At 33.6% G+C, this 18,421-nt stretch carries 20 protein-coding genes and 1 tRNA gene; 16 read left to right on the top strand and 5 right to left on the bottom strand.

Annotated elements, in window-relative coordinates:
- Window positions 1–74: 74 nt before the first annotated feature.
- Both SFB89_RS07500 and SFB89_RS07495 read right to left on the bottom strand, forming a co-directional pair.
- Entirely contained in the window at window positions 75–1,523 is a 1,449-nt protein-coding gene (locus SFB89_RS07500) for a TrkH family potassium uptake protein (protein WP_331774064.1), read from the bottom strand.
- On the bottom strand, window positions 1,520–2,857 hold the full coding sequence (locus SFB89_RS07495; RefSeq protein ID WP_331774063.1) for an NAD-binding protein: 1,338 nt from the start codon (window positions 2,855–2,857) through the stop codon (window positions 1,520–1,522). Before SFB89_RS07495 ends, SFB89_RS07500 begins: the two co-directional genes overlap by 4 nt.
- 372 nt (window positions 2,858–3,229) lie before the next feature.
- Here SFB89_RS07495 and SFB89_RS07490 point away from each other — a divergent pair, with 372 nt between their 5' ends.
- The 13 genes from SFB89_RS07490 to SFB89_RS11950 all read left to right on the top strand — a co-directional run bounded on the left by SFB89_RS07490 (window position 3,230) and on the right by SFB89_RS11950 (window position 13,443).
- Window positions 3,230–4,354 carry a tyrosine-type recombinase/integrase gene (locus tag SFB89_RS07490; RefSeq protein WP_331774062.1) on the top strand — a complete coding sequence of 375 codons (1,125 nt, stop codon included), beginning with the start codon at window positions 3,230–3,232 and terminating at the stop codon, window positions 4,352–4,354.
- Window positions 4,347–4,859: a hypothetical protein gene (locus SFB89_RS07485; RefSeq protein WP_331774061.1), complete on the top strand. Its 513-nt coding sequence runs from the start codon at window positions 4,347–4,349 to the stop codon at window positions 4,857–4,859. The genes SFB89_RS07490 and SFB89_RS07485 overlap by 8 nt, the downstream gene beginning before the upstream one ends.
- Window positions 4,860–4,954: 95 nt before the next feature.
- On the top strand, window positions 4,955–5,584 hold the full coding sequence (locus SFB89_RS07480) for a BRCT domain-containing protein (protein ID WP_331774060.1): 630 nt from the start codon (window positions 4,955–4,957) through the stop codon (window positions 5,582–5,584).
- Between the two features lie 262 nt (window positions 5,585–5,846).
- Entirely contained in the window at window positions 5,847–6,104 is a 258-nt protein-coding gene (locus SFB89_RS07475) for a hypothetical protein (RefSeq protein WP_331774059.1), read from the top strand.
- Window positions 6,105–6,118: 14 nt separating this feature from the next.
- Window positions 6,119–6,931, top strand: coding sequence for a replication protein (locus SFB89_RS07470; protein ID WP_331774058.1), 813 nt, complete (start codon window positions 6,119–6,121; stop codon window positions 6,929–6,931).
- A complete protein-coding gene (locus tag SFB89_RS07465) occupies window positions 6,921–7,175 on the top strand; it encodes a hypothetical protein (RefSeq protein ID WP_331774057.1) in 255 nt (84 codons plus the stop codon). The genes SFB89_RS07470 and SFB89_RS07465 overlap by 11 nt, the downstream gene beginning before the upstream one ends.
- Complete coding sequence (locus tag SFB89_RS07460) at window positions 7,172–7,618, top strand: hypothetical protein (protein ID WP_331774056.1); 447 nt, start codon at window positions 7,172–7,174, stop codon at window positions 7,616–7,618. Before SFB89_RS07465 ends, SFB89_RS07460 begins: the two co-directional genes overlap by 4 nt.
- A 1-nt stretch (window position 7,619) precedes the next feature.
- The gene (locus SFB89_RS07455; RefSeq protein ID WP_331774055.1) at window positions 7,620–8,099 is read left to right on the top strand and encodes a hypothetical protein; all 480 of its coding nucleotides are present in this window, start codon (window positions 7,620–7,622) and stop codon (window positions 8,097–8,099) included.
- Between the two features lie 31 nt (window positions 8,100–8,130).
- Window positions 8,131–11,154 carry a phage tail tape measure protein gene (locus SFB89_RS07450; protein WP_331774054.1) on the top strand — a complete coding sequence of 1,008 codons (3,024 nt, stop codon included), beginning with the start codon at window positions 8,131–8,133 and terminating at the stop codon, window positions 11,152–11,154.
- A gap of 777 nt (window positions 11,155–11,931) precedes the next feature.
- Entirely contained in the window at window positions 11,932–12,375 is a 444-nt protein-coding gene (locus SFB89_RS07445; RefSeq protein WP_331774053.1) for a hypothetical protein, read from the top strand.
- Window positions 12,365–12,925: a hypothetical protein gene (locus tag SFB89_RS07440; RefSeq protein ID WP_331774052.1), complete on the top strand. Its 561-nt coding sequence runs from the start codon at window positions 12,365–12,367 to the stop codon at window positions 12,923–12,925. Before SFB89_RS07445 ends, SFB89_RS07440 begins: the two co-directional genes overlap by 11 nt.
- A gap of 29 nt (window positions 12,926–12,954) precedes the next feature.
- Window positions 12,955–13,185, top strand: a complete 231-nt coding sequence (locus SFB89_RS07435) for a hypothetical protein (RefSeq protein WP_331774051.1) — start codon at window positions 12,955–12,957, stop codon at window positions 13,183–13,185.
- Window positions 13,186–13,194: 9 nt separating this feature from the next.
- Window positions 13,195–13,443 (top strand): helix-turn-helix domain-containing protein, encoded by a 249-nt coding sequence (locus SFB89_RS11950; RefSeq protein WP_443082170.1) that lies wholly within the window; start codon window positions 13,195–13,197, stop codon window positions 13,441–13,443.
- Window positions 13,444–13,976: 533 nt separating this feature from the next.
- Here the strand turns inward: SFB89_RS11950 and SFB89_RS07430 are convergent.
- A complete protein-coding gene (locus tag SFB89_RS07430) occupies window positions 13,977–14,192 on the bottom strand; it encodes an XRE family transcriptional regulator (RefSeq protein ID WP_331774050.1) in 216 nt (71 codons plus the stop codon).
- Between the two features lie 250 nt (window positions 14,193–14,442).
- Here SFB89_RS07430 and SFB89_RS07425 point away from each other — a divergent pair, with 250 nt between their 5' ends.
- Window positions 14,443–14,793: a S24 family peptidase gene (locus SFB89_RS07425; protein WP_331774049.1), complete on the top strand. Its 351-nt coding sequence runs from the start codon at window positions 14,443–14,445 to the stop codon at window positions 14,791–14,793.
- A 179-nt stretch (window positions 14,794–14,972) separates the two neighbouring features.
- Here SFB89_RS07425 and SFB89_RS07420 read toward each other — a convergent pair.
- Together SFB89_RS07420 and SFB89_RS07415 are read right to left on the bottom strand one after the other, a co-directional pair.
- A tRNA-Ile gene (locus tag SFB89_RS07420) sits at window positions 14,973–15,049 on the bottom strand.
- A 66-nt stretch (window positions 15,050–15,115) separates the two neighbouring features.
- Complete coding sequence (locus tag SFB89_RS07415; RefSeq protein ID WP_331774048.1) at window positions 15,116–16,216, bottom strand: FtsW/RodA/SpoVE family cell cycle protein; 1,101 nt, start codon at window positions 16,214–16,216, stop codon at window positions 15,116–15,118.
- Between the two features lie 54 nt (window positions 16,217–16,270).
- Here SFB89_RS07415 and SFB89_RS07410 point away from each other — a divergent pair, with 54 nt between their 5' ends.
- Window positions 16,271–17,230 carry an RluA family pseudouridine synthase gene (locus tag SFB89_RS07410; protein ID WP_331774047.1) on the top strand — a complete coding sequence of 320 codons (960 nt, stop codon included), beginning with the start codon at window positions 16,271–16,273 and terminating at the stop codon, window positions 17,228–17,230.
- Window positions 17,178–18,416: a fibronectin type III domain-containing protein gene (locus SFB89_RS07405; RefSeq protein WP_331774046.1), complete on the top strand. Its 1,239-nt coding sequence runs from the start codon at window positions 17,178–17,180 to the stop codon at window positions 18,414–18,416. Before SFB89_RS07410 ends, SFB89_RS07405 begins: the two co-directional genes overlap by 53 nt.
- Window positions 18,417–18,421 lie beyond the last annotated feature (5 nt).

Below are 18,421 nucleotides of genomic sequence, written 5' to 3'. Positions count from 1 at the left end.
CATAAAAAGTGATACATTCATCAATATCAAGATAAGGAAATTTTTTATAAAAATTCTTGAATTTGCGCCGCAACCTAAAATCTTTTCCAAAATGATTTGCTCAGTAATATGAAGACAGTATAACATTCTAACCTACCAATAATCATAGCAAAAGAGAGGATAATCTTATCATACCATGAGAAAAAAGCATAATTATTCACAGGCCCTGTGAGAGAAAATCCCGGTCCCGTATTTCCCACAATAGTCATCGCGGTACTGATAGAGGTCATCTCATCATATCCTCGTGCATACAGATACAACATGACCGAAAAAATTGTTAAGATAAAGAGTGAGAAAAACCCAAAAATTGCACTAATGACAGAGTTTTTGATTGGTTTATCATCAATAAATATTGAAGCGATTGATTCAGGTTTAAGGGAGCGTCTAATCTCGATGGAGATATTTTTAAAGTAGATGATATAACGGATAATTTTGGCACCACCTGCTGTGGACCCTGCATTTGCACCGGTTATCATAGCAATTAAGACCAAAGCAATCGAAAAATGGCTCCATGTCGAATAATCCACAGATACAAAACCCGTACTGGTCATGATAGAGGTGATGGTAAAAGCAGAGTGTTTAAAAACATCATACAGCGCCATAGAGTTACTATTGTAATGTGAAAAGGTGAGGGCGAGTGAGAGTATGAAGAGAATAATCAAATACCATTTGACCTCTTCAGAACGGTAACTTTTATAATCGCCACTTAAAAATTTGATATGTGCCAGAAAGTTGATACCCGATATAATCATAAAAAATATGGTGGTCCAGATGATACCATCGTCATTCGAGAAATAGGCAAAAGAATCATCTTTGGTTGAGAATCCTCCAGTTGAGACTGTAGAAAAGGCATGATTAATTGCATCAAACCAATTCATGCCGAAAAATTTTAGACACAAAATATTGGTAATGGTGATAAGAAAATAAACCCCCCACAATTTATTGGCGGTATTTTTGATTTTAGGCGTGACTTTATCGATAGAAATACCCGTAGATTCTGCGCGGAAGAGACTCAGCGAACCACTTGGATTGATGAGTGGAAAGAGTCCGACACCCAAGACGATAATTCCCATCCCTCCAATCCAATGCATCAAACTTCTATGAAATAAAATACTCTTTGGTAGCGATTCTATGTGACCATAGATCGTAGCACCCGTGGTAGTAAAGCCACTAATAGCCTCAAAAAAACCACTAGAAAAATCGATTCCCGTACGAAGTATTAAAGGAAGGGCTCCTCCGATACCTAGAAGGATCCAGATGAGATTGACCGCGATGATACTCTCTTTGATACTCAGAGAAAATTTATAATCTCGAAGTGACCAAAAAACAAGTGCGTTAGCAAAAAGTAGTGCCAAGATGGCAAAAAGATGTGATTGGATATCCTCATGATAATAAATTCCGATAAAAACAGGTATCAAAAAGGCTAAAAAAATGATAATTCCGACAGCTGAGACGAATTTGGAAATACTTTTGAGACTAATCATAAATTAGAGTGTAACCATTTTGATAATACTTCTGCGTCTTCGCTTTTGCTAAAGGTGATAATGACATCATTTTTTTTGAAAACATCAATCGTACTATATGGAAACAATTGTTGCTCTCGTTGTACATAAAAGATCCCCTTATTTTGGAGTTTTTGAGGTAGGGGTAGATAGTTGCCTACGAGATTTGAGGCATGAAAGATTTTGCGAAACATCAGCACGCCCTCACCACCACAATACTGTCTTTTTATAACAATATTTGAAGATTCAATCTTCTCCAAAATAGAGTAATAGGCATTGATTTTTTCCCCTCGAACTACTTCAAGATTGAGGTTTCGCATGAGTTTTGAATAGGCCATATCATTATTAATGGCGACGACTTTTTTGACGTTGTTGTCTTTCGCTTCCATACACTTAGCGATATTATATTCATCATTTGGCGATGCGACGATAAACAGATCTGGCATCACCCCATCATTTCCAATAGAGTGATCCAATCCGTAGGTGCTTTTGATGACGGTGACTTTATCTTTGAGAATGAGATTGGCGCGTTCGCATTTTTTGAGGTCTTTGTCGAGTAGTTGTATATTTAAATCTTTTTTCAACAGTACTTTGGCAATTTCAATACCTAAATTATCAGCACCAAATATGAGACAATTTTTGATTTCATCATTATTTTCTGCATTAAAAGTACCGAATTTTAACTCTTTAATAGCAGAGGGATAAGCATAAAAATAGACCAAATCGTTGGCTTGTAAAATATCGATATCTTCAGGTACGGAGAAAACTCCTGCCCGTTCAATCCCTGCTACGACCAGTTTGTGGTTCATATTTTGAGTGAGCGATTTGATAATCATGGTTTGGCAATCTTCAGGGATTTTGATAGAAATCAATAAGGCCTTTGTATATTCAAATGATTTGACATTGCGAGCGTGTGGAAAATCAATCAAATATTTAAAAGGTTGTGCCGCTTCAAATGATGGGATAACGCAATCACTAATTCCCAATCTGACTTTGATGAGTTCATCATTAAAGAAACTATTTTTTAATCGGATAATCTTTTTCTTCACGGTAGCAATTTTATCGAGCATGAGAGCGGCTATCATATTGACTTCATCAGAGTCTGTTACTGCAATAAAAAGATCGATTTCAGAACTGACCGATTCGTATGTGTGATGATCTTCGGTATCACCGCAGATCGCTAAGACATCTAGTTTTTCTTGTATTTGCCTGATGGCATCTTCATTTTTGTCTATGACCATAACGTCATTATTTGCCATGAGATGTTTGGCTATGAGGTAGCCGACTTTTCCGGCTCCAGCAATTATTACATTCATTCACATTTTCCTCTAACCGTAAGTTATACTCAAATAGTAATTAAAAGGGATATTATAGCATACAAGCATAGAGGTTACTCTTAAACAAAAAATGTGAAAATAAAAGGGGTAAGATAAGGAAGTATTGATGGTGGGTTCTGAGTGACTCGAACACTCGACCGCCCGGTTATGAGCCGAATTTATATATACTTTCCATATTTCTTAAAAAGCTATCAAGTTGCATCAAACCCCCTTGAAATAAGGGTTAAAAGATGATATAATTATTCCAAGTTTTATCAAAAAAAATCAAGTTTTCTATTCTAAGGGTGGAAATAGGGTGGAAAAACATTAAAAAAATTAAACAAGTTTTGTGAAGTTTAGGAGGTTAAATCGATGCCAAAAAGAAACGCAACCAAGTATGATGGAGTATTTTGGAGAGAGAGTTTTACTAACGGAAAAACTGACAAAACATTTTATATTGCATACAAAAATGAGTTAGGGAAAAGAAAGGAAATAAAACTCGGTAAATATAGTGAGGGGATCCGAGAAAACTACTGCAAACAAAAAAGGGATGAAGTCGTCTATAAAATTAGAATGGGGGAGAGTCTTCCTTTTAACCAGGTAAAAAAAAGCAAATTTACCCTAAATGATGCCTTTGACATTTATATTGAATGGGCTAAAGCAAATAAAAAGACATGGAAGCATAACGACTACACCGTGTATATCAAACATATTAAACCCTTTCTTGGCAAAAAAGAACTTATCACGATTACTACAGAAGATTTTGAAAAGATTAAGCAATTAAAACTCAAAGAGGGGTATAAGCCGAAAACTGTAGTTGGTATCCTGGGAGCAGCTAGACATATGATCAACTATTGTATTAAAAATAATTATGTGAAGTCATATATAAATCCAATTGCCAATGGAAGAGTAAGGATGCCGGTTGTCGACAATGCAAAATTAGGATTTTTGACATATGATCAGGCGTCTAAATTACTTGATACCCTCAAAGCCAAGAAAAGTCCTACCATGTATAATTTAACTGTATTATTGCTTTTCACTGGCGCTAGATTTAGTGAAATAGCAGGACTTACCTGGAGTGATATAAACTTTGAAACGAACTTGATATATTTTAAAAGCTCTAAGAATGGAAATGCAAGGTACATCACCATAGTGGATGAAGTAAAAAAAGTGCTGCAGAGTTTACCCAAAACAAATACCTTAGTAATCCCTTCAAGACTTGGAACGGTAATGCATGAGATGCCAAAGCAATGGCAAACCATAGTGGATGAACTTATCCCAGAAAATAAAACGATCAATGGAAAATATAGGATTACTACACATAATCTGAGGCACACGCACGCATCATGGATGGCCCTTGAGGGAGCCGATATCTTGCAGATCAAAGAACAATTGGGACATAAAAAGCTAGATATGACTTTGAGATACTCACACCTGATACCAAATCAAAGACATAATATCGCACAAAAGGTCTTTGATAGGTTCAAAAATGGATAATATTGCTCTAAAAAACTTACTTTTAAAAGCAGAAAAAAAGATTAAAGAAGATGGTGTCAAAATAGATAAAGACGATATCTTTTTAATTGAAAATTATATTGATATTTTTGAAAATTGTCCACTTCCAGATTTATCGATTACTACTTTTTTGCTCTTAATAAATTCTTATAGAAAATCACAAAAAAACTATAAGGATGGACTGAATGATCTTTTTAAAGAGAATCGGACGAGAGGTATCCCAGAATTAAAACAAAAAGCTGTGAATCATGCTAAATATTTAAGTGAAATTTTGACCTATAATGGACTTATGACAAAGGATGCTAGTGATTTAAATGATTTATTATATAATTTTTTGGAAGATCCAGATAAATATTTTATAAGAAAAACAGATGTAAAACCTAAAAGAGACACAATTAAAGAATTTTTTAATCAAAAATATTATGAGCGCAAAAGCAAAAAAATTAATGATTTTATAGAAAGTTTAGATTTTAAAATAGAACAATAAATTATATAGTATTTAAAATTATGTTAAGGTTCTAAAGATATTATGTCTCTAATATCTTCAATAGAGTGATATAAAATATGATATAAGGAGATAAAGTGCAGTATATTGACGACCAAGGGCAACCTATCATAAAGTTTAATATAGATGCTATGACGGATAGAAATATAGATGAACTTTTAGGTATCTGTAAAGGCATTACTTTTGATGGCATTATAAATGAACTAGAAGCAAAATATTTATTAAAATGGATTGATGATCATAGAGAATACGTCAATATTTATCCTTTTAATGTACTCTATAATAGACTTAAGGAAATGCTTCAAGATGATATCCTTGATGATCAAGAAGCTGCAGAACTTATTGAGATTATCAAAAATTTAAATGGAGATAAAAATAAACACCAAAATACAATACAAGGAAGCACAACATTGCCTCTTAATGATCCACTACCTGATATCATTATCCCTGATAATTCATTTGTCTTTACCGGAATTTTTACTATTGGGGCTAGAAAACAATGCGAAGAGATTATCTGTGACTTAGGCGGGATTATGCATAAATCTATGAAAAATGATACAAACTATCTAGTTATTGGGGGCATAGGAAGTGAACAATGGGCCCACTCCTCTTTTGGGCGGAAAATTGAAAAGGCAATATTTCTAAGAGATCAGAAACAAACCGGTTTATCAATCGTATCAGAGCAGCATTGGATTAAATTTTTATAGATTTTTTTATTATCTTATCCCATCACAATGCAAAATCAAAAGTCTAATTTTTAGGGGTATCTGTGTTAAAAAACGATACTCTATGAAATTGCTCCTATATCCTTAAATAATCATACTATATTCCAATATCAATAAAAAATAAATTATAAATTTAATTAATTATAGTTTCCACATACCTTAAACACAATATTATGAGACAACTCTATCTTTAAACAATATTATAAAATTATCCCAAGTTAAATAAAAATACAAGGGAGACAAAATGACAATACAAGAGCAAATCAAAGAAATCATGCCAGTTATTAACGGTATGGGAATCAAAACAAAGTTAATCTATACAAAGATTGAAACTGCGACAATTTTAGGTGTATCTACTCAAACATTAGACCGGATGTGTAATCTTGGTGTAGGCCTCAAGCATAAAAAGATTGTTACAAATAGCAGGACAAACAACGGACGAGTGATGTTCCCTATCAGTGAAATTGCCAGATATTATTTTGACAACATACAAACAGCTTAGTAAATGCAATATGTATGGACAATGCAAATTTTACACAATTTCCAAATGACATACTTGATAATATTAGCGTATTTGACACTTATGAATTTGCAATATTGTCAGTTATTGTCAGAAAAACTATTGGCTTTAATAAAAAAAGTGACGGTATCAGCTTTAGCCAGTTTTCCGAACTCACGGGAATAGGAAAAACAAAGGTGATCAGTTCACTAAAAAGCTTGAAAGATAAACAAATTATCATAGCTTCTAAGCAAAAAACAAAATCTGGCTCAAATAGTTACACAAGATATAGTTTAAATTCCGAAAATTTTGGTAAAAAGGTAGTTCGCCACACGGACAACCCTAGTTCGCCACACGAACAAGGGGTGGTTCGCCACACGAACACACAAAATAAAATAATACAAAAAGAGAGAGAGAATATATATTTTTCTCTCCTGGGTGATGATATCTCTGAAGCAGTAGAAGCTTATATACAGCATGTGATCAATGAATCATCAAATATTAGAAATAAAAAGTCCTTTCAAGTATCAATTAGAAATAAATTCAAAAAAAAGGATTTAGGAACTTTGGAAGAGTTTGAGCGATATTATCTTGATATCAAATGTGAAATATTTAACATTCGGTATCAAGATAAAAGCTTTGAGAACATGACAAAACTAAAATTATTGCCATACTACAGTGTAAAAGAAAGTGCACTAAATATAAAGTTTTATTTGTCTTTTATCGATAAAACTACAGATTCTAAGCAAAACATTACTTTTAAAACGATCTATGAGTTAAGAAAGTTTGTAATGTCATTAGAAGATAAAGGAGATAAAAATGAACTCTAGAATCAGACCTTATCTAGACGCCAATATCACTGTTTTTTTTGAAACCTTGCATGAAGCAACCGGTAAGTCATATGGCGTTCTTTTCACTTCATTTCTCTTTGATAGTGAAAGATTTGATGATTTATTAGAGTCTTATTACAATATGACGCCAGAAGAATTAAAGAGTGCCTTTGATTTGGGCCCAAATTATTTAAAAACAAATGAGAAAATACAAAATCAAAAAACTATAAGGAGAAAAAAATGACTATACAGGCGCAAAATACGACACTTAGTGTGAGTAGTGACAGTGGAACTACATATAACAAGGTAGGGGCAATACAAACTATCGGAGATATTGATTTTGGGGCAAAAGATGTAATTACGATAGATTCGTTAGACTCAGAAATTATTGATAAGGTCCTCGGCACGTTAAAACTTGGCTCACTTGATCTAAGTTACACCTATGACCCAGATGAACCTAACGGGAATGGAGTTATAAAAGCTGCTTTTGATGCTACAACTACAACACCAATTAAGGTACAAATAGAACTTCCAAATCCTGCAACAGCATCAGGAACCGGTACTTTATTTACATTTGATGCGATTGTCCCAAGTTATAAGCTTTCTGGCTTAGAAAAAAATGGTTTTATGAAGAGTTCAACAAGTTTGGAAATGACGAGTAAACCAGTAGTTACAGCGGCGGTGTAAAATGAAAATAAGTCTTGATGTTAAAATCCCAATAGAGATTACCCAAAATGGAGAAAAACAAGAAAGTTTGGTGGTATTTTATAGAGATTATACACTTAAAGAAAAAGAAGAAATTGATACATTAACAGCTGATTTCAAAAAACTTTTTATAAGGGCAAACAAGCTAGAACAAAAAGAAAGTATTTTAAGCAAAAAATTTGAGCTTCTTAAAAAAATGCAAAAATTTGAAAGAGCTTTCGAAATATCTGAAGAGATGGATCAGCTTACTATAGATGCAGAAGATCTAAATATAGAGATTGAAAAGCTAAGAGGTGATGATTTTGAGGAAACAATGGCTAAAAAAAGATTTGACATGTTGATATTTGGGGAAGACAAAGATAAACTTCGTGAATATGCAGAACGAACATCATATAAGATGATTTTGAGTGCGATTGATAAAGAAAAAGGTAACATTGAAAAAAGTTTGTCCATACAAGATTAATTTTCAATAAATATTTTTAGAGGGGTTATAAATGAGTACAACAATTGGAACAGTTCTTATCGATATAAAAGCAGATACCGCTAAACTTATATCAGGTATGGACAAGGCAGAATCATCAGTTACAAAAAGTGTAAAACAAATGAAGCAAACGATTCTCAGTCTAGTATCAGCATATGCTGGATTTGAGGGGATTAATAAAGTTACAAATTCATTTATAAGCTTAGAAAATGCACAGATTGCTGTAAAAAAGACGACGGGATTATCTGGTCAAAGTTTTAAAGCTTTAGATAGTGAACTAAAGAAGATGAGCACAACAATGGCGGGATTAAACCTTGACTCTCTTTACTCTATATCTGAAGCAGCTGGGCAACTTGGTATTAGAGGTGTTGATAATATTGCAAATTTTTCTAAAGTAATATCTATGATTGGGCTGACAACAGACTTGTCGGCTCAAGAGGCAGGAACAGCATTTGCAAAGCTATCAAACCAAATGGGAGAGCCAATAAGCAATATTAGCAAATTAGCTAGTGTATTCAATGAGCTATCAAATAGAACAACTGCGACCGTTAGAGATTTACTTATGTTTTCTAGTCAGATTGTAGGAGCAGGAAAAACTGTAGGATTAACAACTGCTGATATAGCAGGGATATCAGCAGCATTAACAGATCTTGGAATTAATTATGAAGTAGGGGGTAGTGCTATATCAAAGACTCTAATGTTAATGTCTGCTAATACTAATAATTTTGCAAAACAAATGGGTGTCAATGCACAAGAATTTGCAAATGATATGAGAGATAAACCGATAAAAGCTCTCAATGAGTTTTTCGATGTAATGAGTAAATTAAGTTCAAGTGATAAGATAAATTTTTTATCTAATCTTGGTTTGGGCGAAATTCGTACATCTGGGGTATTACTCAAGCTTTCCTCCTCAACAAAAACATTATCAGAAGATTTAAAAATATCCAATGATGAATATACCAGGGGAACTTCAATACAGAATGAGTATGTAGCTGCATCTCAAGGACTTCAGGCACAGAATACAAAACTATCCTCTTCTTTAAAAATATTAGCGGCATCCTATGGAGAAGACTTGAAAAGTCCTATAATGGAAGTTTCAAGTGTTTTGGTTGAACTTTCTAAATATTTGACAGATAATAAAAGTGTTATAAAATCTTTAGGTGGGCAAATAACATTAATGGCCAGTAGTGTTGTCGGAGCCAAAATCGCTCTAAGATCTTTTTCCTCTATTGTGGCACTTGCTACAAATGCTGCAACCATATATGGAGGGGCATATGGTGGAGTAAATAGAGCTATTGTTTTAACAACAGTTTCTACAAAAGCTTTATCTCTTGCTATGAAATCATTGCCATTTATTGGTATTGCTGCAACCATATATGGAATCGGTGATGCATTTTTGTCATCAGCACATCATGCAGATGAATTAAATGAAGCAGCGCAAAGGAGTATGGATAGTTTAAAAAAACTGACGAAACATCAACTTGAATATCAAAAAGTGTTGTTAAATGAAGCAGAGATGAATGCGATAAAAGACTTTAATATTGCCTATATAGCTGCATCCAAAAAAAATGGAAGCGATGATGAGCAAAAAAGAAACTTAGCTATCCTTGATGATAAAAAAATCGCGTTAGAAAAAATTAGAAATATCCAAAAAGAAATCAACGGACTTTTAGCTCCAAGTGTCCAAACGCTTGCTCCAAAAACAACATTCGACGCGCAATCATATCTTGGATTAAAAGATATCACTCCTACAATAAAAAAAATAAACTATACTTTAGGGGCAAGTCAATCAGATTGGGAAGATTATTATAAGGGGATTGGGGATGCCAGGACAGCGTGGCTAGTAAGTCTAACTAGAACCAAAGCATACAGTACAGCAGATGCTTTAGGGTTAAAGGGAAAAGATTTTACTAATTATATTACTAGGTTTAAAGATGCTTACTCCAAGACATTCAAGCCTACCACCAGGACAAAGTCTGCGCAGGAAGAATGGTTAAAAGGATTAAAACAAATTTCACCTTCTCTCAAAGAACAAAATAACATACAAAACTCTATAAATAAGACCTTGAGAGATAGGACATTGATAGGAAAAGAATATAGTGAAAGTGAAACAAAATCACTAATAACAGCTAATGATTATTTAAATGCTCTTGATAAGCAAAAAGCTGATAAAGAAAATATTATAAGATTAAAAAATGAAGAACAAAAAATAGAAGATAAAATCAAACAAGCAGTAAAGGATAAAACTGATCATGATATATTTGATACGGCATTATTAAACAACAGAAGCGCACAAGCGCAAGCAAGACTAACAAAAGAAAAAGATATTAATAGCGTATTACAAGCAAGATATGATAAAGAAAGAGCAAATCTAGTGCTAACTGGAAGCACATTTGAAGGCATGAAGGATGCCTATGACACCTATGCCAAAAATATACCGACAGATTTTCAAACCGGTACAAAATTAATGGTAGATGGGTTGCAAGGGGTAGAAGATGCTTTTGTGAACTTTGTCAAAACGGGAAAACTAAGTTTTAAAGATTTAGCAGACTCTATGATTGCAGATCTTGTCCGGATACAGATAAAAAAAGCACTTGTAGGCGCTTCTTCTGGGATGAGTGGAGTATTTGGCAGCATAGGTACTGGGATAATGTCTCTTTTTGGAGCAAATGGCGGCATGATACCTGCAAAGGCTTATGCAACCGGCGGACTTTTAACTGGGGGTAGTGGTGTTAGAGATGATTTATATTTAGGCAGCGCAAGTGGCAGTAATATCTTTGCTATGGGCGGTGAGTATATCCTAAACAAACAAGCGACAAATGCAATTGGAGTAAGCAATCTAAATCATATGAATAACACGGGAACTGTTCCTAGTGGCAATGTCATCATCAATGTAGAGAATAAATCAGGCACTCCAATAGATATGAAACAAGTGAGCCAAGTCATAAACCAAAACGGGGATAAGACAATCCAAATCGTCATGAATGCAATAGAGAGAAACCCTGATATGAGAAATGCGATAAAGGGGGTTAGATGAGTTTCCCAACATATGGTAGTTTAAGATGGAAAATCAATGCTTAGACTATGGGTAGTCATCTTTTTTTGGACTATTTGGGTTTCATTGTTTTACCTATGTATAATGTTTCAAAGAGTTAAATTTATCATAGAGTATAAAGTTTTTGAGATTAAATACTATGTACAAAAATGCAATGCTTGGATTAAGAATATTTATAAAAAATCATACAATATAAAATAAAAGAGGTAACTAACATGAAAAATTCTGAAATTATAAATGCTCTCAAAAAGATACCACAGCTGAGCAATGAATACTTAAAATATAAGGCATCATTGGCCAATACAGATTTTAAAGCAAAAAGAGAAGACCAAATACACATATACTTCAAGTTTTGCTAAATGAGAGTAGACAAAGAGATTCAAAGGATCTGGGAAAAAAATAAATACTGTATTCAATAGCTTATATACAAAAGAGCGCATAGATTTTGAGAATAAAAAATGTCTTAGAACATGTAACCAAATTGTTGCAAAATTGGGGATAGATAAAGTACCACCATCAGTTTTACATCAAATGGTAGCTCTTCAAATAGTTGAGATGAAAGATCAATTTAACAATTATTCCAGCCTTGTTGATAAGGGAAAAATAAAGCACTTACAATCGCTATTAAATATTTATGAGGATCTAGCTAAATGTTTATAAAATTGCACCTTTTTAATAGAACCTATGCTATTGGGCCCAAAATATTTAAAAACAAATGAGAAAATATAAAATATAAAAAATAAAGAGAAGGAATAAAAAATGAAGCATGCTGAAATTATAAATGCTCTCAAAAAGATACCACAGCTGAGCAATGAATACTCAAAATATGAGGCATCATTATCTGGTACAAGAGATATAAAAAAGACTTTATCTCCATTTGCCTATATGGTAAAAATTCTAGAATTTGAAGCAGGTAGCAGCGAATCAACTAAACTATATAGTAGAATTTATTCTGGGTTATTTCACTTACAAGAGTGTAATGCTGATTTTAATGCAGCATCATATATTACTAGGGGTAGAAAAAACTTAGAAAAAATCGTAGGAAAATACACTACTAAAAAAGAAAATAAAACTTTTTTAGATCAGCTAATGCGTCTAGATATTATTACGATGCAAAAGAATTTTACAAGTCTTACAGATTTGTTGGATAAAGAAAAGATAAAAAATCTAGAAAAATTTTTAAGGAGTTATAATGAACTATAGAGCAATTGCATCACGCACGAATGAGACAAGAGAGACAATAAGAGATACTTTTGAACCGGTTCTTGAGGCGATGGAGGGTATAGGATATAAATTCGACGAGATACCTGAATCATTCATTGAATTATGGAAGCATGGTAGCACACCTGCAAACTACTCTTCACATCTGCAACAACTTGGAGCAGAACATTTACTGAGAGAAAAAGGTATCGATAGAAGAATCATATCAAGTGTAATTAATGGAAGCATAATATATGACCAGTGGGCATTATTTGAAAATGCTTGCCGATATTATATTGGTGAAAAGTTAAGTGAAAATTTTAATCTTGTAGTAGATATGATTAACCTATATTGTGAGCCGATGATACAATCTGATAAAGATAGAACAAAAGCTTATGAGAAAGCCGCCGCTATTCTAGATAGGTCACTCCCTATTATACAAAAGATAAAGAAAGAGTTAGAAGATATTGCACCATATCACAGAGCAGGAACTATTTATGACACAGTGTATTTATCATTAGGAAAAATTGAGTTTATAATTAGTCATAGATAGATTAATTGCACATTACTCAAGGGGACAATATGGAAAAAGATAGTATCGTTAATTATACAAAAATGCTAAAGGTTAAAAATTTTAAAAAAGGAATGGCATTTTTAGACTATTATAGCGACATACAGCATGATTGTGTTTATGGGCAACAGAAGTATAATAGTCAAAGATATTATGCAAGTAATTGGGGTGTAAGCACTGCTACCTCAAATACTTGGATTAAAGAGTTTGATAAATTCTTAAACAGTATTTATAATTCATAAGGAGTTAAAATGATTAGGAGCAATACTGAAAATTATCGCATCATTAGGCATCTATTGAACAAAGGGCCCATAACTGCTGCAGAAGCATGTCAAGTCTATATCAGTAATAATCTAAGATCAAGAGTTACAAAATTGAAAGAAATTGGGTTTGATATAATAACTACTCCAGTCCCTGGTAAGTTATATTACTTGTATGCTATAGATCCTTTGAAAATTGAAGAGAACAGGGAATTGTTTAGAAGAGAATTACATGGATGATTTTCTCAGTCGTACTAAACTTCATGGGGAGGGGCGGGGTTAAAAACTCACAGATGCAATGTCCATACACCGACACTCCTCCCAAATTTTTACAAAAACCTATATTAGGGGGTAGGGTTAAATGATACATAAACAAAAGATAAAATTAAAGGCTGAAGGAAGTCCTGCTCTATCTGCTCAATAGTGAAAGAATTTGAAGTATCTCACACCTGGGCTAACAAAAAAAATAAAAATGTATAGTTTAAGCGCTATGTCCCTTCTGTCGGTGTTTCCAAAAATAAAGTGGAAAGGAAGTAAATATGGGGCTGTCTTAATGGAAATGACATTGAAAAAAATTGAAGATATAAATCAGCATATTTTTTAAAAGACATTATTTCCAAAAACCATTAACAAAATTATTTAAATTAGTTTTGACACCTGGTGTTAAAACATCACCATTTAAAGTAGTTTCAATTTTGTCAATAAAATTATATATTTCAAGTGAATCAAAAACATTAATAAGACCAATATGAGAATCGATAAAAGTCTTCATTTTATTGGCATAAACCACTTTTTTTTATAAGCTCTTTGAGTTCCCGGCTAAATTTATTTTCTATATATAGATTTAACCAAGATTTAACCCATATTGGTATTTTATTTGATTGCTTCCAATTTCCTACACTATGATAATTAAGACCCACAAGATCACTAAATGTTTTTTTACTTAGTTTTGCAATCATCAGTAATTTCTCAAATTCTTCATTCGTCATAAAACACCCTAATGCTTTTTTTATAATTATAGCATAAAATATTAATTATTCATGAAATATGTTAATATTTTATTGACTTTTCTACATTAAAAGTGTATAATTTTTGATAAATATACATTTTGGATTAACAAGGAGGTAAAAAAACAAGAGATATAAAAAGGTGGTCTAAATGGCCCTACAATCGACTTTCTTATTCCAAATGAGTGAGACTGAGCATAAAGCCTCGTTTTAGGCTTTTAAAGGAGATAAAATGAAAAAATTAGACTTATCAAGAGATAATATAGAAGAAACTTTACATGGATCAGAATTTTATTGTATCACAGCAGCAGACAGTAGCATGTTACCAGAAATAAACCCTGGCGATGACTGTATTTGTGATTGCAATGCAATTATTCAAAATGGAGATCTCGTTCATTGTAAAATAGATGGAGAGAGTCTTATCCGGGTATATTTTAGAGATATCGACAAAAAGATTGTACAATTTATACCAATTGATGCAAAGGCATATAGCACACTATCAATAGAGCTTTCCAAAATTATCGAAATGAACATTGAATTTCATAAAATAATTTCAGTTAGTAAAAAATTAAATATCGCATAAATAGTAGATATGGATATTTAAAAGAAGTATGATCCACTTATAAATTATCTCAGTTGATTTCATGAGGAGTTATTTTAATATTTTTTTAGGGTGGAAATAGGGTGGAAAGTATATTTTATGTGAAGCTTGTAAAATGTTGCAAAATGTATTCTAATTGCCTATATGAAGGGGTTTTGAGATGGTGGGTTCTGAGTGACTCGAACACTCGACCGCCCGGTTATGAGCCGGGAGCTCTAACCAACTGAGCTAAGAACCCATCATTTTTAAGAGTGACATTTTACTGTGTTATAAATTAAAACCAGATAAAACTCAAAAGCGTCATCTAATATTTCACCATCCTATGAGAGGGGTCAAAGCGGAAGGCTATAGTGTTTTCTAAAATCCCGAAAAATATCATAAAAGTGATAAAACTACTCCCTCCATAACTGAAAAATGGCAAAGGGACTCCTACAACTGGAGCGAGACCTATGGTCATGGCAATATTAACGCTTGAATAAACAAATAATAATAGACCAATTCCCGTAGTAATAACTTGAGCAAAGTAATCTTTTCGTAATTTTAAATTCAGTGTAATGAGGTGGATGATTAAAAAAGCATAGAGAAAAATCAATGCGCAAGCGCCCCAAAAACCAAAACGTTCAACATAATAAGCAAAGATAAAATCACTCGTTGCAATCGGTAGAAATTTATAATGCGTTTGCGTTGCTTCTTCTTTTGGTTTGCCATTTAATCCGCCTGAACCAATGGCGATGATAGATTGCTTGACGTGGTAGCTTGGTTTTTCACTGACAAAATCCATAATTCTCTTTTTTTGGTAATCGTGCAAGGAATGGTACAAAAATGGGGTACTTGCTGATATTAACACAATCAACGTAATCCATATTTTTTTATTCACTCCCACGATAAATAATGTGCCATAACCAACGAGTAATAAGACTAAAGCCGTCCCAAGATCGGGCTCTTTGGCTATGAGAAAGAAGGGCAATAAGATATAAAAACTAATCTTGGTGAAACTTGCCCATCCATAGCCATCGCGATCTGGAGGATTTTGTTTGATTAAGTAGGCGAGCATTAAGATAAACATCGGTTTGAAGATTTCTGAGGGTTGGAGCGTGAAGTGAATAAAAGGGATATCAAGCCATCTTTTTGCTCCCAATTTAGAGACTCCAAAGAAGTCGACACTGGCCAATAATATAATCGTTAGCCAATAAAACAGGGGAATGAGCCACTCAAGTCTTTTGATGGGAATTAAGAAAAAAAATACAAAAGACATCAATCCTATGCTAAAATATATCAATTGTTTGTCTGCCAGAGTCGTACTAATCTCAGAAATGAGATAATAGGACATCATGATGATGGGCAAGACTAAGATAGGTAGTAAGATGTCGAAATGACTGAGTATTCTTCTGTCTATTTGTAGCAAAGTAACCCTTGAAATTTTAAGATAGTGATTTATTATATCAAAAAAAGAGGAAAAATGACCTTTAAAGCCAAAGAAGATTCGCGAATTGACATCGCCTTGAGTCATGAGATAAATATCTCGCGTTCTCAAGTAGAAAAGTTTATCAAAAATGTCGGTGTTTATATTAATCAAAAAAAGATAACAAAACCGGGATTTAAGATTACTAGCGGTGATGTAGTGATGTATGAATTCAAAGAGATGCATGAAGAGAAAAGCGAATATGAAGTAGATTTTGATGTTGATATTTTGTATGAAGATGATGATATGTTGATTGTCAATAAGCCACCATTTCTCACCGTGCATGGAGCACCGAGTGTCAAAGAAGCCACGTTGGTAGATTGGCTAAAACTTAGAGGAATCTCACTCTCGACAATCAGTGGAGAAGCGCGTCATGGGATTGTGCATCGTATCGATAAAGAGACGAGTGGGGCGCTTGTGGTTGCCAAAAATAACAAAGCTCACGTGGCGTTATCTAAACAATTGGAAGATAAAAGTATGGGGCGTTATTATCTTGCTGTGATTGATTTACCGCTAAAAGAAGATCAAGATGTGGAAAAACCAATAGCGAGAAATCCTAAAAATAGACTCCAGATGGCGATAGTGGAGGGGGGTAAATATGCTAAAAGTTCATTTTCTAAAATAGCACTCTCACAAAACGAAAAATTTGAATTGATTGGTGCAAAATTATACACGGGTAGAACCCATCAGATACGAATCCATCTAAATTCCCTCTCCCGACATATTTTAGGCGATAGTTTATATGGGTTTAAGAGCCAAAATGCTAAAATAAATAGAGTTATGTTGCACGCATATATACTCTATTTAAGGCATCCATCAAGTGGTGAGCCAATGCAGATTTTTGCACCACTTTTTGATGATTTTATAAACGTACTAGATAAATATTTTGATAAGGATAAGATACATGAAACTATTAAAATTGATAACATTATCAATCACTTCCATCATCGTTTTTAGTGGCTGTCAGACGACACCGCTTGCTCCCAAAAAGCCTCAGATTGATTCGACCTTGCCGACGGTGACCCAAATCAAGTCATTGTCTGATATGACAGAAGTTGGTTTTGAGTGGAAGGCAAATTATGATGAGCGTGTTGCGGGTTATTATGTGTACCGATCTAATCCTAAAGTGACCTCCACCAAGTTGCAGCGTATTGCGACCGTCAAAGATAGATACAGTACCCATTTTGTCGATACAAAACTCACTCCAGAAACTAAATATTACTACCGATTTTCCACCTATTCAAAAGAGGGTCGAGAATCTGTTCCTAGTGAAATGATTACCGTAGATACTCAAAAAATGATTCCTTCTGTTGCTTTTATTCAAGCCATTGTAGGGTTACCCAATAGAGTCAAAGTGATTTGGAGACCGCAAGAGTATCCTAGTGTGGAATCTTATATTATAGAGAGAAATGATTTAAGTTCCCCAGAATGGAAACAAATTGCCGAAGTAAAAGGGCGCTTGAGTGCAGAGTATATCGATGCGGGATTAAAAGATAATTATCTGTATCGATACCGTATCAAAGTAAAAACGTGCAATGGCATTATTTCACACCCAAGCCAGATTGTCGAAGCGCATACCAAGCCTTTGCCTCCTATGGTAGAAAATCTTAGAGCGACGAATAATGCGCCTAAAAAGATAGTCTTGAGTTGGGATGCGAGTACGATTCCTGATTTTTCATATTACAAGGTGTATCGCACTATCAATCCCATCTTATTTTATAGCTATTATGCCAAAACAAAAGATAATAAATTTGAAGATTTGATCAATGATAATGGTAAAACCTATTACTATAAAGTCACAGCCGTGGATAAAGATGTATTAGAATCATTACGTCAAGATTCCCCTGTTGCGGGTAGTACCCTTGGCATACCAGAAGAGGTTTCTATCACATCAGCCAAGCAAGATGGCAAAAGTATCATGTTAACATGGGCTAGCTATGATAATCGTGCGGCTTCTTATAATATTATCAAAGAGTATGGTTCTAAAAAAGTCAATCTGACCGGTATCACCTCGTTTAGCTATCAAGATCATGATGTTATTCCAGGAGTCGATTATAAATACAGTGTTGTTGAGCTTGACAAATACGGTTTGGAATCAAAACCCTCTGAATCTATCGTCGTTACCATACCAAAAGATCAGTAAAAAAT

It is taken from the genome of Sulfurospirillum sp. 1612 (assembly GCF_036556685.1).
In the GTDB taxonomy this organism is placed as follows: Bacteria; Campylobacterota; Campylobacteria; order Campylobacterales; family Sulfurospirillaceae; genus JAADIZ01.
The sequence above is the reverse complement of the archived record's forward strand: the minus strand, read 5'-3'. Positions and strand labels throughout refer to the sequence as shown.

Bases quoted from the DNA above. Each gene is read 5' to 3' on its own strand.
- SFB89_RS07460 (WP_331774056.1), top strand. From the start codon at position 7,172: ATGACTATACAGGCGCAAAATACGACACTTAGTGTGAGTAGTGACAGT.
- SFB89_RS07500 (WP_331774064.1), bottom strand. From the start codon at position 1,523: ATGATTAGTCTCAAAAGTATTTCCAAATTCGTCTCAGCTGTCGGAATT.
- SFB89_RS07455 (WP_331774055.1), top strand. From the start codon at position 7,620: ATGAAAATAAGTCTTGATGTTAAAATCCCAATAGAGATTACCCAAAAT.
- SFB89_RS07445 (WP_331774053.1), top strand. From the start codon at position 11,932: ATGAAGCATGCTGAAATTATAAATGCTCTCAAAAAGATACCACAGCTG.
- SFB89_RS07430 (WP_331774050.1), bottom strand. From the start codon at position 14,192: ATGACGAATGAAGAATTTGAGAAATTACTGATGATTGCAAAACTAAGT.
- SFB89_RS07425 (WP_331774049.1), top strand. From the start codon at position 14,443: ATGAAAAAATTAGACTTATCAAGAGATAATATAGAAGAAACTTTACAT.
- SFB89_RS07405 (WP_331774046.1), top strand. From the start codon at position 17,178: ATGAAACTATTAAAATTGATAACATTATCAATCACTTCCATCATCGTT.
- SFB89_RS07485 (WP_331774061.1), top strand. From the start codon at position 4,347: ATGGATAATATTGCTCTAAAAAACTTACTTTTAAAAGCAGAAAAAAAG.
- SFB89_RS07490 (WP_331774062.1), top strand. From the start codon at position 3,230: ATGCCAAAAAGAAACGCAACCAAGTATGATGGAGTATTTTGGAGAGAG.
- SFB89_RS07440 (WP_331774052.1), top strand. From the start codon at position 12,365: ATGAACTATAGAGCAATTGCATCACGCACGAATGAGACAAGAGAGACA.
- SFB89_RS07475 (WP_331774059.1), top strand. From the start codon at position 5,847: ATGACAATACAAGAGCAAATCAAAGAAATCATGCCAGTTATTAACGGT.
- SFB89_RS07450 (WP_331774054.1), top strand. From the start codon at position 8,131: ATGAGTACAACAATTGGAACAGTTCTTATCGATATAAAAGCAGATACC.
- SFB89_RS07435 (WP_331774051.1), top strand. From the start codon at position 12,955: ATGGAAAAAGATAGTATCGTTAATTATACAAAAATGCTAAAGGTTAAA.
- SFB89_RS07465 (WP_331774057.1), top strand. From the start codon at position 6,921: ATGAACTCTAGAATCAGACCTTATCTAGACGCCAATATCACTGTTTTT.
- SFB89_RS11950 (WP_443082170.1), top strand. From the start codon at position 13,195: ATGATTAGGAGCAATACTGAAAATTATCGCATCATTAGGCATCTATTG.
- SFB89_RS07495 (WP_331774063.1), bottom strand. From the start codon at position 2,857: ATGAATGTAATAATTGCTGGAGCCGGAAAAGTCGGCTACCTCATAGCC.
- SFB89_RS07470 (WP_331774058.1), top strand. From the start codon at position 6,119: ATGGACAATGCAAATTTTACACAATTTCCAAATGACATACTTGATAAT.
- SFB89_RS07410 (WP_331774047.1), top strand. From the start codon at position 16,271: ATGACCTTTAAAGCCAAAGAAGATTCGCGAATTGACATCGCCTTGAGT.